We start from the raw sequence: 14,756 nt of genomic DNA on the forward strand, positions 1-14,756 counted from the left end.
AGGTCCTGTCAGGTCGGCGGCGGCCATGCCGGACGCCCGGGAAATTGAGCTGACAGTACCGCCGTTTACCGGTGCAGACTAAACCGCGACATCGCGCTGGCGCAAGCCGAATGGACCATGTCTGGCGCAAGGGCTGGCCTGTTTCCATGCGTGCAGGATGGGAAGCGCGGCGCCAATGTTCAGAACAGGGCGGGCTGGCCCGTGTCGTCCACCCGAAGCACGCCGAGCAGCTGCCAGGTTTGCGGTCGCTTGGCCATGTTGCCGACGCAGAACAGCATGCCCTTTCGGGGGTATTCCTCGTTGAACTTCTTGCTCATCCAGTCGAGCGCTGCCTGCTCCGATCCTTCGCGCCTGCGGCCATTGAAGTACATCGCGTGCGCCTCCCAATCGCCATTGGCGTAGTCGTGCGGCCCAGCATCATCCTCGAACTTGAAGCGAAATTCGTACGGGCTGGGCTCCAGCGCCTTCAACTGTTCATCAAAGAAGGAACCCTGACGGGCCGCTTCCGCATAGGTGCGGCGCTCTTCCTCCAGTTCATCCGGCTTTTTCTTCTTGAAATAGAACTGCGTGTTGCGAGGGCGGATTAAGGCGAGCGACTGGCCATTGGCCTCGGCCGCCTTGACTGATCCGGAGACGAGCCGATTCAGGAAAGAGGGTCGATCCTTGGGCGGCATGCAGCCGTTCACGAGGATACTGTCCTCCATGACGTGGCAGCTTTCCTTTCGGCGATCACTGGTCGGAGGGCGATACTTGAAGTCAACCCAATCCCAACGGCCAAATGCGGCATCATCAGAGAGATGCCGAAAACGAATCGGAAAAAGACGCTTGAATTCGCCGCCCGGGGTTACTCCGGCGCAGCAGACAGTTTCTCCGTGAGTGGCGCTACGCTGCGGTAAGGCCTTCACCAGGATTGAAACGCGGCAACTTTGAAGCGTGACGGACATAGCGCTCCGGATCATCGGCAAACAGATTGAACACTTCGAAGCCCGTCTCTTCAATCACTTCTTGCGCGACAATCGTCCTGTGGCAGGTCTCCGGATCACGCTCGAAACAAAGCAGACAGGTTGGTGCAGACTGCACGAAATCTACCAAATCCCGCAGCGATTCCTGTGCAGCTGATGTTTCGATGTGCGCGCCATAGATGGCCCTAAAGCGGTCGAATTCTCCGGCCCGAGCGGCTTCACGCCCTGGCTTGGGATCACCCAGCGCGATGAAATGCGAATACTCGATGCCTTCCTCGGCCAGCCGCGATGCCAGCTTGGTCTTGGAGAAACCGGCCTTGCGTGACACGGCAACAGCGCGCACATCGGCCAACTTTTCGACCCCGACCGCCTTCAGTGTGCGGACGAACCGATCAATGTCCGTGCCTTCGTAGCCTACCGTGAATACAACGCTCATGCCTGCCTCATTTTCTGGAACCGTAGCATGTGACGGTTCGGACGGGAATCCCTTGATTCACTCGGGATTTAAGCAGCCCTGATCGACCGCGAGCATCCGCTTCTGCGCATCCCAGGCCTCCGGCAAAGGCTGCCGCAATGCTTCGAGCGTCAGGTGGCGCGGCTGGCGCCCGTCCAGGATCGCTTCCACGACATCCGGGGCAAGCTGGGCGAGCCGCATCGTTCGGGTCAGATATGGGGCGGCAATGCCTTCGTGTTCGGCCAGTTCGGCAATGGTGGCGAATTCCCCTGTCTCAAGCAGGCGCTTCCAGCGAAAGGCACGCGCCAGCGCCTTGATCAACGTGTTGTCTGGCTTCCGTGCTTGTGCGGCGCCCTCTGGCAACTGCATCTCCTTGCGCCCCCCGCGCTTCACGACGCGGAACGAGACATGGATGGTCATCGTGTCGAGGATAGACTTGGCCCGGCTCATGCCGCTTTTCCGATGTTTCCGGCCAGCATCTCGCGAGTGAGGCTGCTGAGCCCGTCGACGCGGAGCCGGACATTCAGGCCGTCCGTATCGATGTCGACCCGTTCAACCAGCAGCGCCACGATGCGCGCCTGCTCGGCCGGGAACAGCTCGTCCCACAGCGGATCGAGCCGGGTCAGCGTCTCGCGGGCGTCGACCTCGGTAATCCCGCCATCCTGCGCGCGCGCTGTCTTCCATGTGCCCGCCACGATCTCGGGCTGGCGGAACACGGCGCGCAACTGGTCGATCACGGCAGCCTCGATCTCACCTGCGGGCACGCGGCCGACCGAGCAGGATCCGGCACCATGCTTCAGCACCGTCTGGCTGACATAGTAGCGATACAAACGCCCGCCCTTGCGGGTGTGGGTCGGCGAGAAGGCTGCGCCATCGGGCCCAAACAGCAGCCCCTTCAGCAGCGCGGGCGTGTCGGCGCGAGTCCGGGCGGCGCGCTTGCGGGGGCTTTCCTGCAGGATGGCGTGAACCTTGTCCCAAGTCTCGCGGTCGATGATCGCGTCATGTTCGCCGGGATAGCTGTCGCCCTTGTGGACCGACTCGCCAAGGTATGCCCGGTTCGCAAGTATCCGGTAGAGGTACTTCTTGTCGATCCGGTTGCCGCGCGGCGTCCGGATGCCGCGCGTGCCGACCTCCCGCGCCAGTTCCGTGCAGGACCCGATCTCGAGAAAGCGGGCGAAGATCCAGCGCACATGCGCAGCGTGCTCTTCGTCGACCACCAGCTTCCGGTTCTCGACACGGTAGCCGCAGGGCGGCACCCCGCCCATCCACATTCCCTTCTTCCGGCTGGCGGCGACCTTGTCGCGAATGCGCTCGGCCGTCACCTCGCGCTCGAACTGGGCGAAGCTGAGCAGGATGTTCAGCGTCAGCCGCCCCATGGACGTGGTGGTGTTGAACGACTGCGTCACCGAGACGAAGGTCACGCCATTCCGGTCGAACACCTCGACCAGCTTGGCGAAGTCGGCGAGCGAGCGGCTGAGGCGGTCAATCTTGTAGACCACCACCACGTCGACCAGTCCGTCCTCGATGTCGGCCATCAACCGCTTCAGGCCGGGGCGTTCCAACGTGCCGCCGGAGATGCCGCCGTCGTCATAGTGATCGCGGACCAGCACCCAGCCCTCGGACCGCTGGCTGGCGATGTACGCCTCGCAGGCCTCTCGCTGGGCGTGCAGGCTGTTGAACTCCTGCTCCAAACCTTCCTCGGAGGATTTGCGGGTGTAGACCGCGCAGCGCAACTTGCGGACCACGGGCTTCGTCATGTCCGCCCCCTGTAGTTCTTGAGGCCGAAGAACACCCAGCCATTCCAGCGGGTGCCGGTGATGGCGCGCGCAATGGCGGACAGCGACTTGTAGGGGCGCCCCTGCCACTCGAAGCCGTCAGCGGTGACTGTGACGATGTATTCGACGCCCTGCCATTCGCGCAAGAGGCGCGTGCCCGTGATGGGGCGGTCGCGGTCGAGGCGCATTCCGCGCTTCTTCTTGTCGCCGCCGTCCAGTTCTTCGCCCAGCCGTTCCAGCCGCCGGACGGTCTCGGGCTTGAGCCCGCCATAGGCGAGTTCCTGGATCCGGTAGGCCAGGCGGGATTCGAGGTAGCGCCGGTTGAACGGCGGCGGTTCGCTGTCGAACAGGTCGCGCCACTGCTGCTTCAAGTCGGGCGTGCTGGCGGTCTTCAGCGCGGCCAGGCGCGCGGGGATGGGATCTTGAGTCGTCATGCGGTCTCCGTTGGGTTCGGGGTTGCATGACGGCATCGGTCGGCCGGATAGTGTAGGCGAATTTCTCCAGCATCGTCAGAAGGTTCGTCCCGATCGCGCTGCATCAGGCGGACCAGACCGAGGGCGAGCAGCCCGCACAACTCGGCGCGGCGTTCGGCGGGCGTCATCTGATCGGGTGGCAGTGGATTGGGGCGTTTCATGCGAGCAAGTCCGTGTTGGCTTGCCCTGCCTCTACTCAGCCGATCCGAAAAACGTCCCGCAGGGAAAGATGGCGGTTATGCGAAAGGCCGGACTCGACTCATGGTTGATCCATCGTTTAGAACATAATCAGAACAGGCCGGCCGTTTGCGAGGTATTCCCGTGGGTTCCGATCTCAAGAAATTTGTTAATCCGAAGTTTCTCAAAACCATTGATCCGGCCCTGATGCGGGTTTTGTTCGTTCGGCACTTCGGCGAGGATGAACTGCCTGTGGCATTCGAGGGAGAGGCCGCAACCATTCGGGCAGCTCTGGCGGCGCATTTCGAAGGAACCGTTGCAGGCTGGAACGCCGGAATGGTCGCCGATTTGCATCGCGTTGCCGAGCTTGGAACCAGCGAGGGCATGCAGCTTATTCTGAACGAAGCCCGGCGTCGTGGCGTGGTTCTCTATCCCGAGCCCGACCCTGACGACGCCGAATCCGCGCCCATTCGCCATGATCCCAAACACGTCGCGCTCCACACCTACCTGCTGCACCACCGCGTTTTCGAGGCTGCAGCCGACTTTCATGCGCTGCGTGCGCCGACATCGCCTGCAGAGTTCCGCGGGCCAGAGCGGGACGTGGGTGCGGACCTGACCGAAGAAATGACCGAGGCTTTCAAGGCAGCGGTGATCAATCTGTTTTCGCAGGACCTGCAGGGTCAATATTGCCGCCTAGGGCCCTATGAGGAAGATGGCGAAATCAACCTGGTGATCAGCCACGGCGCGCAAGTCACCACAACGCCGGTGGTCACCGGGGATCGCGAAGAGATCATTACCCTTCGGGCGGTCAAATATGCGGTGCTGCGGTACTCCCCGGTCGAAGGGCGCCTGTTCGTGGGCGGCGTGGTCAAGGCGCAGCAAGGCGAGATCTCCGAGCTTTTCGCCCGGCATATCCTGAGGCGGCCGGGCTTCTTCTCGGGGCGGGACGCCCGCGATCTTTATACGCTCGATCCGATCAGCGATGCCGGGCCCGATTTCGCGTTCCAGCATCGCTATGACGAGACCATCAAGGAGGTTCGGATCGTTGCCGCCGCTGCTGACCTATTCGAGCGGGATGAAGAGGATCAGCGCTGGCGTCATGTGCGCAGTTGGGAGTCGAAGGACGCATCCGGCGGCGCGCTGACCCATTTCCGGGGCAGCGAGGTGCGGTTCGGTCGGGGCTGGCGGTTGGGAGAGATCACCTTCCGGGTCGCCTTCGAAACAGGCGCAAAGCGGCCTGCACAGGTCACGGTGCGGCTGAAGCCGCCGGGCACGCTCGCCTTCCGACGGACGCGGTTTGAAAAGGCGATCCACACGCTGGTGCAGCGCAATGGGCTCGAGAAGGACCGCGATGCTGGCATGGTTGTGGACGCGGCTGAGTGAGGGCGGCGCCCGGGTCGCGATCTCGGGCCGGGCGTTGGGCCGCTTTCCCGCAAGCGAAGTCGAGCGCCTCTTGCGAGCGCAGGTGCTGATCGAGGAACGGAAGGCCGATACCTGGTCGGTCTGCGCCGAGTGCGACTGCGGGCTTGATGCGCGCCCCGTCGAACAGTTGGGTGATGCATTCCGGGCCTGCTGCCCGCACGATCAGTCCGAAGACGTGATCCTCCTGAAGGACGATCTGAGCCGCTTTTCGGTCGACACTGACCGGCTTGTGGCCCGGATTGCTGCCAGCGGTGATCTTGGCGGCGCGGTCACCCGAATTGCGGACGGCGTCTGGCTTTTGGGGGAGACCCCGTCCGGCCATGCCGTGGTCCTGTCAATCGATGCCGACAATCTGGTTGCGCCGGGCGCGGTGATGGCGATCAGGGCGGCCGTGGGGCCGAAGCCGATCATGGCAATCGTCCACGACCTTTCCGCGGCAATCGCTGTCAGGTTGCGAGAAGTTGGGGTCGAGCCCCACGAAATTGCGGCGGTTTTCAAAGCAGGGTCGGATGGCATGGACCGCCTCGTCCTTGATCCGCCATCTTCAGTTCCGCGACTCGTCATGAACCTTTCGGCGCAATCGGTCACTCTCGACGGCCGTCGGCTCGACCTGCCGACTCAGATGTTCGCGCTGTTTCGTCTGCTGATCGAGCAATCCGTCAAGCGTGATCCAGTCCTGAAAAAGCAGGATATCGAGAGGCAGACCGGCCGTCCCGCCAATGAAATCGCCCGCGACCTGCGCAACGCGCTTATCTCCTCCGGCATGCCCGAGGCGCAGGCGAAATCGCTGGTCGCGACGGTTCGGGCGCGCGGCTATCGGCTCGGCCTTGCCCCCGCCGAAGTGGTCATCGAACCCTGAGGCCGTCACACACAATCCGCACATAACAAACACACGGCAATCACACCGGCAGCAGCGGGCTGAGCGGCACATTCGGAACAACAGCAACATGTTCCGAGGTGCTTCCGAATGTTTCCGCCGATTTCCCCCGACGACCTTGCCACACTGATCGACGAAGCGGCCATTGCCGCGCGCCGCCTGCATCACAAACTGATGCTGCCCTCGGCCGATCTCGACGATCTCCGTCAGGACCTGCTGGTGGACCTGATCTGCCGGCTGCCCGGCTTCGACGCGCGCCGTGGCAGCATCGGTGCTTTCGCCAACATTGTCCTGCGCAACCAGTCCTCGCGGATCGCCATCCGTCATCACCGTCAGCGCAGGATGCAGGGCGGCACGGTGCTTTCGTTCGATGCCCCCGTTTCCGGCGCGACCGAGCCGCTGGGCTGCCTGCTTGCGGAGGCCGATGGTCTGGCCGCCTGGCATGGGCAGGACCGCTCTGCGACGGACGACGCCGACACAGTTCACGATCTCGCCCGGGTGCTGGGCGGCCTGTCCGAGGAGGCGCGCGGGCTTTGCGCGGCGCTTGGCACATGCGCTGTCGCGGAGATCGTCGAACGCACCGGCACCTCCCGTTCCGCCCTCTACCGCCACATCGCCCGCCTGCGGCTTGACCTCGCCATGCGCGGGTTCGGGGCGGAGTGGGACGGTTCGAAAGCAGCGTGAGTAGAGGACCGACATGGAGATGATCGTCATGCCCCTCAACGAATTCACGCCCGCAAAGGCCCGGCAGCTCACCGACATCGAGTTCTGCGCTTGGATCGGCCAGGCCATGCCGGGCGACCGCCTCGAGTATCATCGCGGGTTTCTCGGAATCGACACCACGGCGGTGATTTCCACCATGCCTGAACCGGAGCGCCGCAGGCTCGGGGCGCTGGCCAGTGCCGCCCACCGCGCCTTCGAGGCGGCGCTGGTGCATCTGGTGCAGGTCCGGGTCGGCCCCGACCGCTTTGCCTATCTGGCCATCGCGCGGACCAAGCCGCGCCATGCGCCGATCCCGTTCTCCCAACTCATCGCGACAGAGGAGGCCGCCTGATGCGCGCCACGCTTGCCTGGATCGGGGATCGGCTGCCGCCGTCCCTCTACTTCCTTCTGGCCGGAAATTCGGCCCCATTCCTCAATGGAGAAACCGACATGATCGAGATCAACGGCCCGCTTGCGCGCCTGCGCAAGGCCTTCCGCAGCCTTGAGGATCTGCCGGAGGTGATCCCCGCCGCCTGGCGTCCCGGCGATGCCACCGATCCGCTGCCTGTCGAGACCGCGAGTGTCGACGATATCGCCATCGCCATCGTCGCCGCGAATGCCGAACTCTCTGCGGCCATCCAGCGATCCTCGGCGCTGGAGAAGCTGCACCGTCTGGCTCGCGAAGCCGGGGCTGTCGGCACGGACCGCGCCGTGGATGCGGCCCTGAAACGGGAGGGGCGCTAATGGCCATGCCTTTCCCCAGCACCGATGCGCCGACCGAGGGGCGCGACGGAAACATGCCGAAGTTCGACGACCTCGACCGGCGGTCCATCGGCGAAATCGCCGACATGCCGCCGGCGCTGCTTCTTGCGCTGCAGGAAGAAGCAGCGGCCGAGACCGCGCGGGTCAAGCGCCTGAAGGACCGTTTCGAGGCGGCACTGGCGCAGCGTTATGGCTCCGCGACCGAGGCCGAGCGGTCTGCGCAGGGCAAGACCTCGGGCACGGTCCGGATCGAGGATGCGGGTGTGGTGGTCATCGCGGACCTGCCGAAGAAGGTCACGTGGGATCAGGACCGGCTGGCCGCGATGGCAACCCGGATCCGAGAGGCCGGCGACGACCCGACCCAGTATCTCGAGATCGCCTATCGCGTGCCCGAACGCCGCTTCGGGGCCTGGCCCGACGCCATGCGCGAAGGCTTCGCAGCCGCCCGGTCCGAGACCACCGGCAAACCCGTGTTCCGGCTCGAGACCCGAGACCGGTGACGCGCGGCGGCGGGACGCCCGAGCGGTAACGCCGGGCAGGTTCCCCTTCGGCACCCGGTCCCCCCCGCCGCCGCGCACTTTCAATCCTTCGGAGAACCCCATGGCCTTCCGCATCATCACCGCCGACGAACGCCTCTCGGCCGCCGAGAACAAGACCTCGCTCGCCATCTTCGGCCCTCCCGGCGTGGGCAAGACCACGCTTCTGAAATCCCTCCCTGCCGAGGAAACCGTCTGCCTCGACCTCGAGGCTGGCATGAAATCGGTGCAGGATTGGCGCGGCGCGTCGATCCCGGTGCGCAGCTTCACCGACTTCCGCGATCTGGCGGTGCTGATCGGCGGGCCGGACCCCGCGCAACATCCGCAGTCTTGGTACGGGACCGAACGGCACGCGTGGCTGCAGGCCCAGCACCGCGACAGCGGCATCGAGGCCTTCCTCGCCGCGCGCCGCATCGTCTTCGTCGACTCGATCACCGATCTGACCCGGCAGGCGATGGCCTATGCCCGCCAGCAGCCTGAAGCCTTCTCGGACCGGACCGGCAAGCCGGATGTCCGAGGCGCCTATGGGCTTCTGGGGCGTGAGGTGATCCAGGCGCTGAAGCACCTCCAGCATGCTCGCGGCAAGACCGTGATCTTCGTGGGCGTGCTGGAAAAGGTGACCGACGATTTCGGTGCCGTCACCTGGCAGCCGCAGATGGAAGGCAGCAAGGCGGGGCGGGAATTGCCCGGCATCGTGGACCAGGTGGTTTCGATGCAGTTGTTCGCCCGCGATGCCGAGGGTGGTTGGGTTCTGGACGAGACCGCCACGGACCGTCGCCTGGTCTGCAAGTCCGGCAACCCCTGGGGCCTTCCCGCCAAGGACCGTTCCGGCCGTCTCGACCTGACCGAACCGCCCGATCTCGGCGCGCTGCTCGCCCGGATCGACGGCCGCGCTCCGCAACAATCCGAATTCGCCTCCTGATCCCTGAAAGGAACTGACCATGAGCTACGATCTGAACGACGCCCAACCGCAGATGGCCCCCATCGGCGAGCTGATCCCGGACGGCACCTTCGCAAAGGTCCGCCTGACCATCCGCCCCGGCGGGGTGAACGGCGCGACGCCGATGGATGCGGGGCTGCTGAAGGCCTCGCAGTCCAGCGATGCGCGGATGCTCGATTGCGAATTCACCGTCGTCGACGGCCCGCATGCCCGGCGCAAGTTCTGGCAGAGCTTCACCGTGGCGGGCGGAAAGCTGGACGAGAAAGGCCAGTCCATCGGCTGGAAGATCTCGAAATCCACGTTTCGCGCCATGGTCGACAGTGCCCTCGGGCTCGATCCCCGCGACGAAACCCCGGCGACCAAGGCAAAGCGGGTGCTGCCCGGCCTCAAGCATCTCGACGGCATCGTCTTTGCCGCCCGCATCATGGTGGAGCCCGCCTCGAACCCGCAATACCGCGACCAGAACCGCATCGCCAACGTCGTTCTGCCCGACGAGCCGCAGCATACGGCCGTCATGCGTGGTGAAACCGTCCCGCCGGAACCCGTCAACGCCCCGCCGCGCAAGGCCGCGAGCGTCGCGGCGTCGGGCTGGCAGGCGCCGACACCGGCATGGGGCACGGCAGTGCAGCCCACTGCGACGGCCGCTCCGACCTGGGGTACGCAGACCGGACCCGCGGCACCGGCCACGCCCCAAACACCGGCACCCGCAGCACCGGGCACCCCGGCAATGCCCGCTTGGCTCAATGGCTGAGGTGCGGCGGAAGCGGCGGTCGGGTGGGTCCGCAGGGTCGCCTGCCGCCGAGCCCGATGGTCATGGGCCGGCAGACCGGCCCATGACCCCCGACGAATGGCAGGCGCATGTGACGCGCGCCGCCGCGCTGGAGATCGGAACATGGCTCGAGGCCCGAGGAAGACTGCACCAACCCATCGCAAGCCTTACCCTCGGCGACCTCGAGGCCATGGCCAGCAACGCGATCTCGCGCTGGATCGTGATGCAGACCGAGAAGCTCCAGCGGGCGGGTTGGCCGCCCGAAGATCCGATCGCGAATTTCCTGCTGGGGTAGCGCTTTGCGCCGTCTGCGCGCGGGAGGCCCGCGGCTTCGGCTACGTCCACCGGCTCCAGCACGACCGCTATCCCTATCACCGCTTCTGCTCGCTCCGCTGTCAGGACGTGGGCAGCGCAATCGCCCAAAGGATGAATGGTATGATCGACAAGACCGCCCGCGAGGCACAGGCGATCCGCGACGCGCGGGCGCTCTTTGCCGAAGCGCTGACCGACCTCGGGCTCATGGAGCCTTTCTTCCATCGCACGGCCGCGGATATCGACCGGCTGATCGAGGCGGCCGTCACCGGCTATGTCGACAGCATGTTGGCGCAAGGCGCGCGCAAGGAGCGCACCGGCACGGCCCATGACGATCCGATTCCGTTCTGAGGAGGCCGCCATGATCGATCTGAACAATGAGGCCGCCCCCTGGACCGACCTTCTCGCCGCCGCGACGGCAAATGCCATTACCCACTTCGAGGTCGAGTTCTGCGAGAGCCTGCGCCAGAAGCTTGAAACATTCGGCGCGCGCGTCCGGCTGACCGAGGCCCAGCATCACAAGCTAACCTGCATCGCGCAGGCTGGCGGGTTCTCGGAGCGCGAACAATGATCGACCTGAACCATGGCTCTGGTTGCCTCTATGGCCAGGACGCGCCGCTTCCTCCGATCGCCGCCGCCGTCTCGTCCGCGATCGATGCCGCCCTGACGGCGCGCAATCGCGCCGAGCGCCCCCGCACCTATGTCAGTTCCTCGGGGCTAGGGCGCGACTGCCTGCGCCAGATACAGTTCGACTATCTCGCTGCCCCCAAGGACGAGGGCCAGGAGTTCGAACCGCGCATCCTGCGGATCTTCGAGGCAGGCCATCGGGCCGAGGACATTGTCGCGGGCTGGTTCCGGATTGCCGGGTTCGATCTGCGCACCGAACGCCCCGATGGCCGCCAGTTCGGCTTCGCGGCCATGGCGGGCCGGTTCAAGGGCCATATCGACGGCTGCTTCGTCTCGGGCCCCGTGGCGATGGATTTTCCCGCGCTCTGGGAGAACAAGGCGCTCGGCGCGTCGAGTTGGAAGGATGTGATCAAGCGTGGCGTCAGCATCGCGCGACCCGTCTACGCCGCCCAGATCGCGCTCTATCAGGCCTATATGGACCTGCCCAACCCGGCGCTCTTCACCGCGCTGAACCGCGACACGATGGAATTGCACACGGAACTGGTGCCATTCGATACCCGCTTGGCGCAGGAGATGTCGGATCGCGCGGTCACGGTCGTGCAGGCCACGGCGGCGGGCGAATGGTTGCCCCGGGCGGCGACCGAACCCACGGCCGTCGTCTGCCGGGGCGGCATGGCCGGTGGCAAGTGGCACGCGCCCTGCGCATGGGCCGCCAAGTGCTGGGGTGAGCGGCGATGATCCCTGACGCTTATGATCTCAAGCGGATTGTCCGCGCCCATCGCGCGCGCTTCTGGCTGCCGGACCTGCTCGAAGGGTTCGAGTTCGCGCCGGTCTGGCGCTTCGCCGATCAGGCGCAGTTCGATTCCGACGACGTCGATGCACTGGCCCGCCGCCTGGCGGCCGGTCCGCAACGGTTGCCACACCCTGAGACGATTTTTGAGGTGGCCGACCGCAGTCGGACCATCCGCAGCCAGATCGTCTACGCCCGGCAGCGCGAAGACGGCATCGAGGCGGTCTGGCTTGCCCTGTGGCGCAGCCCCAGACGTTGGACCGATATCCATGCCCATGTCCAGATCGCCGATGGCGGCATCGCGGAATTCGCCACCAATCCGGCGCTCCGCGATGCAGGACTGGCGGAACAAAGCGGTCAGGCGGCGGCCGCCATCGTCTGGCGCGGGCTAGCGATCCTCGCATCCGCTGCAAGCATCGGCGAACGGCAGATCGCCCCAATCAAGCGCAAACCCTTCGCGCGGGATGGCGTGCGCGGCTGGACCTGGCATCAGGTCGCCATCGATCCGGCCCGGCTTCGCGCCGCATCCGAACCGCTCGGCGGCAGTCATGCCAGCCCGCGCTGGCACCTGCGTCGGGGGCATTGGCGCCAGTTGCCGGACGGTCGGCGCATCTTCGTGCGCCAATGCGAAGTGGGCGATCCCGCGCGCGGCGGGGTGGTGAAGGACTATGCGCTGGAGGCGCGACAGGCATGACGGAATTCACCCCATCGGCAGCGCAGGCCGCCGCCATCGCCGAGGTCCGCGACTGGTTCGAGAACCGCACGGACACGCAACAGGTGTTCCGGCTCTTTGGCTATGCCGGATCGGGCAAGAGCACGGTGCTGAAGTTCGCGCTCGATGAGCTTGGCCTGTCGCCCCATCGTGGCGCAAAGGACGGCACCTGCGTGCCGGGTGTGGTCACCGCCACCTTCACCGGCAAGGCGGCGCTGGTACTGACCCGCAAGGGCACGCCCGCCCGCACCATTCACAGCCTGATCTATTCCGTGATCGAGGCCACGGAAGCGGAAATCGAGGCCGCAGCGCAGAAGGTCCGAGAGGCCGAGACTGCCGCGCGGCGGCTGACCGGCTTTGACCGCACAACGGCCGAGGCCGCGATCGAGGCCATGCGGCAGGCGCTCTCGGCGATGAAGCATCCCCGTTTCGCCCTGAACCCGCAGAGCGATGCGGCGGATGCAAGGCTGATCGTCCTTGACGAGGTGTCGATGGTGGGAGAGGAAATGGCGCGCGATCTGATGAGTTTTGGCAAACCGATCCTCGTTCTGGGCGATCCGGGTCAGTTGCCGCCCATCAAGGGCGAAGGCGCCTTCACCCGCGATGCGCCTGACGTGATGCTGACCGAGATCCACCGTCAGGCGACTGAGAGCGCGATCATCCGTCTCGCCACCATGGCGCGGATGGGCGAGCCCATCGGTTTTGGCACCTACGACACCCATGTCGCCAAGATGCGCAAGGGCGACATTTCGCCGGAACAGGCGCTGCGCGGCGGGCAGTTGATCTGCGGGCTGAACGCGACACGGTTGCAGATCAACAATGCGATGCGTGCGGCGGCCGGGCTGGGCGGGACCTATTTGCCCACTGGCGCGGCGGAAAAGATCATCTGCCTCAAGAACGACAATTCACTCGGGCTTATCAACGGCATGTTCCTGACCCTCGAGGATATCGTCGACGAGGGCAGCCTCTATTTCTCTGCCGTGGTGCATGACGAGGACGGGCGCCGGGTATCCCCCTTCGACAGCGACGGACGCCCCGGGCGGCTGCGCATCTACAAGGGGCATTTCGAGGATCACGTCTCCTACGACGCCAAGCGCCATGACCGCGATTGGCGGGAAAAGCGCAAGCTGACCGAGGCGACCTACGGCTGGGCGATCACCGCCCACAAGGCGCAAGGGTCGCAGTGGGAGAACGTGATCGTCTGGGATGACGGGCTGGGACGCAGCGAGATCGACCGCCGTCGCTGGCTCTATACCGCCATCACCCGCGCTGAGCGCGGGCTCGTCCTTCTGGCCTGAGGGGGCGCGATGATCGATCTCAACGATGTCGGCACGCCGAAAGCACGCCACGATCTGGCGGCCGTAAAGGACCGGCTGGCGGCGACAGCTGGCGACTGGCTCCCCGGCATCTTTCCGGAGGCGCGGCTTGCGCGCGACCGTCGCTCCTTGCGCTGTGCCGACCTGTCCGGCCGCCCGCCGCGCAAGGAAGGGTCCTGCACGATCCATCTCGACGGGCCCTATGCCGGCTGGGGGTTCGACTATGCCACCGGCGAAAGCGCAGGGCCCATCGACCTGATCGCGCAGGCAACCGGGCTCTGCGATGGCGCGCTCTTCGACGAGGCGGCGCGGATTGCCGGAATGGATCATCCCGCGCCCCGAAACGCGCCACGCGGGAAGCCCGATCATACCGGCGAGATTGCCCGGCTGGTCGATGGCGCAAAGCCGCTCGCTGGCACCCCCGGCGAAACCTACCTCCGCACCCGCGGCCTTGCTGATCCGGGATGCCCGGATCTGCTGTTCCACCCCGACCTGCCGGATTTCGACACGCGACGCGGTTGGCCGGGGCTGATCGCATTGCCACGCCTGGTGGATGGCACTCGCGCGCAGGGTATTCACCGGACCTTCCTGCTCGACGACGGCAGCGCCAAGGGCCCGGCCGGGAAGAAGATGCTGGGATCAGTAGCGGATGCGGCCGTGCGCCTGTTCGCGATGCCTGCGGACGGCCACCTTGGCATCGCTGAAGGCATCGAGACGGCATTGGCAGCACATGCCCTGTTCGGCACCGCCGTCTGGGCGGCGCTCTCTGCCGATGGTCTCGCGCGGTTTCAGTGGCCGGCGGGCACCACACGGGTCACGATCTACGCCGATGCTGGCGACGCAGGTCGTCAGGCCGCTGCGACCCTGTCGGATCGGCTGAACCGGGCCGACATTCCGAACGAAATCGTGGTCCCGCTGCATGGTGATGATTTCAACGACGATCTGATGCGCGGGGCGCGTGCGGCCGACTATCGCCGGGATATTTCGGCAGACGAGCCGGTCGGTATTGAGGCCATGACGCCAGTGGCAGTTCCGACGCCTGGCGATCCGGACGTTCTGATTGCCGCCGCCGAGGCGCTGACCAACCCGCCCGAACTCGCCGCGCTCTCCAGCCTTCTCGGCCGCCTTGCGCTTGCCCGGCTCGATCCGC

At 65.7% G+C, this 14,756-nt stretch carries 21 protein-coding genes; 15 read left to right on the forward strand and 6 right to left on the reverse strand.

What is annotated here, in order from left to right; genetic code table 11:
- Positions 1 to 179: 179 nt before the first annotated feature.
- The 6 genes from CRO07_RS16975 to CRO07_RS18975 all read right to left on the reverse strand — a co-directional run bounded on the left by CRO07_RS16975 (position 180) and on the right by CRO07_RS18975 (position 3,825).
- Complete coding sequence (locus tag CRO07_RS16975; protein WP_235841088.1) at positions 180 to 704, reverse strand: hypothetical protein; 525 nt, start codon at positions 702 to 704, stop codon at positions 180 to 182.
- Between the two features lie 178 nt (positions 705 to 882).
- Complete coding sequence (locus tag CRO07_RS16980; protein ID WP_097031822.1) at positions 883 to 1,398, reverse strand: DUF488 domain-containing protein; 516 nt, start codon at positions 1,396 to 1,398, stop codon at positions 883 to 885.
- A gap of 57 nt (positions 1,399 to 1,455) precedes the next feature.
- Positions 1,456 to 1,866: a hypothetical protein gene (locus CRO07_RS16985; RefSeq protein WP_097031823.1), complete on the reverse strand. Its 411-nt coding sequence runs from the start codon at positions 1,864 to 1,866 to the stop codon at positions 1,456 to 1,458.
- Entirely contained in the window at positions 1,863 to 3,173 is a 1,311-nt protein-coding gene (locus tag CRO07_RS16990; protein ID WP_097031824.1) for a recombinase family protein, read from the reverse strand. Before CRO07_RS16990 ends, CRO07_RS16985 begins: the two co-directional genes overlap by 4 nt.
- Complete coding sequence (locus CRO07_RS16995; RefSeq protein ID WP_097031825.1) at positions 3,170 to 3,625, reverse strand: DUF2924 domain-containing protein; 456 nt, start codon at positions 3,623 to 3,625, stop codon at positions 3,170 to 3,172. Before CRO07_RS16995 ends, CRO07_RS16990 begins: the two co-directional genes overlap by 4 nt.
- A complete protein-coding gene (locus CRO07_RS18975) occupies positions 3,622 to 3,825 on the reverse strand; it encodes a hypothetical protein (RefSeq protein WP_097031826.1) in 204 nt (67 codons plus the stop codon). The genes CRO07_RS16995 and CRO07_RS18975 overlap by 4 nt, the downstream gene beginning before the upstream one ends.
- A gap of 160 nt (positions 3,826 to 3,985) precedes the next feature.
- Here CRO07_RS18975 and CRO07_RS17005 point away from each other — a divergent pair, with 160 nt between their 5' ends.
- The 15 genes from CRO07_RS17005 to CRO07_RS17075 form a co-directional block, all read left to right on the forward strand.
- A complete protein-coding gene (locus tag CRO07_RS17005) occupies positions 3,986 to 5,224 on the forward strand; it encodes a hypothetical protein (RefSeq protein ID WP_097031827.1) in 1,239 nt (412 codons plus the stop codon).
- Positions 5,193 to 6,122, forward strand: a complete 930-nt coding sequence (locus tag CRO07_RS17010) for a helix-turn-helix domain-containing protein (protein WP_097031828.1) — start codon at positions 5,193 to 5,195, stop codon at positions 6,120 to 6,122. Before CRO07_RS17005 ends, CRO07_RS17010 begins: the two co-directional genes overlap by 32 nt.
- Positions 6,123 to 6,230: 108 nt before the next feature.
- Complete coding sequence (locus CRO07_RS17015) at positions 6,231 to 6,824, forward strand: sigma factor (protein ID WP_097031829.1); 594 nt, start codon at positions 6,231 to 6,233, stop codon at positions 6,822 to 6,824.
- A gap of 13 nt (positions 6,825 to 6,837) precedes the next feature.
- Positions 6,838 to 7,194, forward strand: coding sequence for a hypothetical protein (locus CRO07_RS17020; protein WP_097031830.1), 357 nt, complete (start codon positions 6,838 to 6,840; stop codon positions 7,192 to 7,194).
- Complete coding sequence (locus CRO07_RS17025) at positions 7,194 to 7,586, forward strand: hypothetical protein (RefSeq protein ID WP_204840049.1); 393 nt, start codon at positions 7,194 to 7,196, stop codon at positions 7,584 to 7,586. Before CRO07_RS17020 ends, CRO07_RS17025 begins: the two co-directional genes overlap by 1 nt.
- A complete protein-coding gene (locus tag CRO07_RS17030) occupies positions 7,586 to 8,104 on the forward strand; it encodes a hypothetical protein (RefSeq protein WP_097031831.1) in 519 nt (172 codons plus the stop codon). Before CRO07_RS17025 ends, CRO07_RS17030 begins: the two co-directional genes overlap by 1 nt.
- 100 nt (positions 8,105 to 8,204) lie before the next feature.
- Complete coding sequence (locus CRO07_RS17035; RefSeq protein WP_097031832.1) at positions 8,205 to 9,062, forward strand: ATP-binding protein; 858 nt, start codon at positions 8,205 to 8,207, stop codon at positions 9,060 to 9,062.
- Between the two features lie 19 nt (positions 9,063 to 9,081).
- Positions 9,082 to 9,831, forward strand: coding sequence for a hypothetical protein (locus CRO07_RS17040; RefSeq protein ID WP_097031833.1), 750 nt, complete (start codon positions 9,082 to 9,084; stop codon positions 9,829 to 9,831).
- Between the two features lie 82 nt (positions 9,832 to 9,913).
- Positions 9,914 to 10,144 carry a hypothetical protein gene (locus CRO07_RS17045; RefSeq protein WP_068767866.1) on the forward strand — a complete coding sequence of 77 codons (231 nt, stop codon included), beginning with the start codon at positions 9,914 to 9,916 and terminating at the stop codon, positions 10,142 to 10,144.
- A gap of 140 nt (positions 10,145 to 10,284) precedes the next feature.
- The gene (locus CRO07_RS17050) at positions 10,285 to 10,512 is read left to right on the forward strand and encodes a DUF6511 domain-containing protein (RefSeq protein ID WP_097031834.1); all 228 of its coding nucleotides are present in this window, start codon (positions 10,285 to 10,287) and stop codon (positions 10,510 to 10,512) included.
- A 10-nt stretch (positions 10,513 to 10,522) separates the two neighbouring features.
- Positions 10,523 to 10,732: a hypothetical protein gene (locus CRO07_RS17055; protein WP_097031835.1), complete on the forward strand. Its 210-nt coding sequence runs from the start codon at positions 10,523 to 10,525 to the stop codon at positions 10,730 to 10,732.
- Positions 10,729 to 11,526: a hypothetical protein gene (locus CRO07_RS17060; protein WP_097031836.1), complete on the forward strand. Its 798-nt coding sequence runs from the start codon at positions 10,729 to 10,731 to the stop codon at positions 11,524 to 11,526. Before CRO07_RS17055 ends, CRO07_RS17060 begins: the two co-directional genes overlap by 4 nt.
- The gene (locus tag CRO07_RS17065) at positions 11,523 to 12,272 is read left to right on the forward strand and encodes an ATP-binding cassette domain-containing protein (RefSeq protein ID WP_097031837.1); all 750 of its coding nucleotides are present in this window, start codon (positions 11,523 to 11,525) and stop codon (positions 12,270 to 12,272) included. Before CRO07_RS17060 ends, CRO07_RS17065 begins: the two co-directional genes overlap by 4 nt.
- Positions 12,269 to 13,588 carry an ATP-dependent DNA helicase gene (locus tag CRO07_RS17070; protein WP_097031838.1) on the forward strand — a complete coding sequence of 440 codons (1,320 nt, stop codon included), beginning with the start codon at positions 12,269 to 12,271 and terminating at the stop codon, positions 13,586 to 13,588. Before CRO07_RS17065 ends, CRO07_RS17070 begins: the two co-directional genes overlap by 4 nt.
- Positions 13,589 to 13,597: 9 nt before the next feature.
- Positions 13,598 to 14,756: toprim domain-containing protein (locus tag CRO07_RS17075; RefSeq protein WP_176504618.1), on the forward strand; the 1,159-nt coding region annotated here is incomplete at its 3' end.

Source organism: Cereibacter ovatus, assembly GCF_900207575.1.
GTDB lineage: Bacteria > Pseudomonadota > Alphaproteobacteria > Rhodobacterales > Rhodobacteraceae > Cereibacter_A > Cereibacter_A ovatus.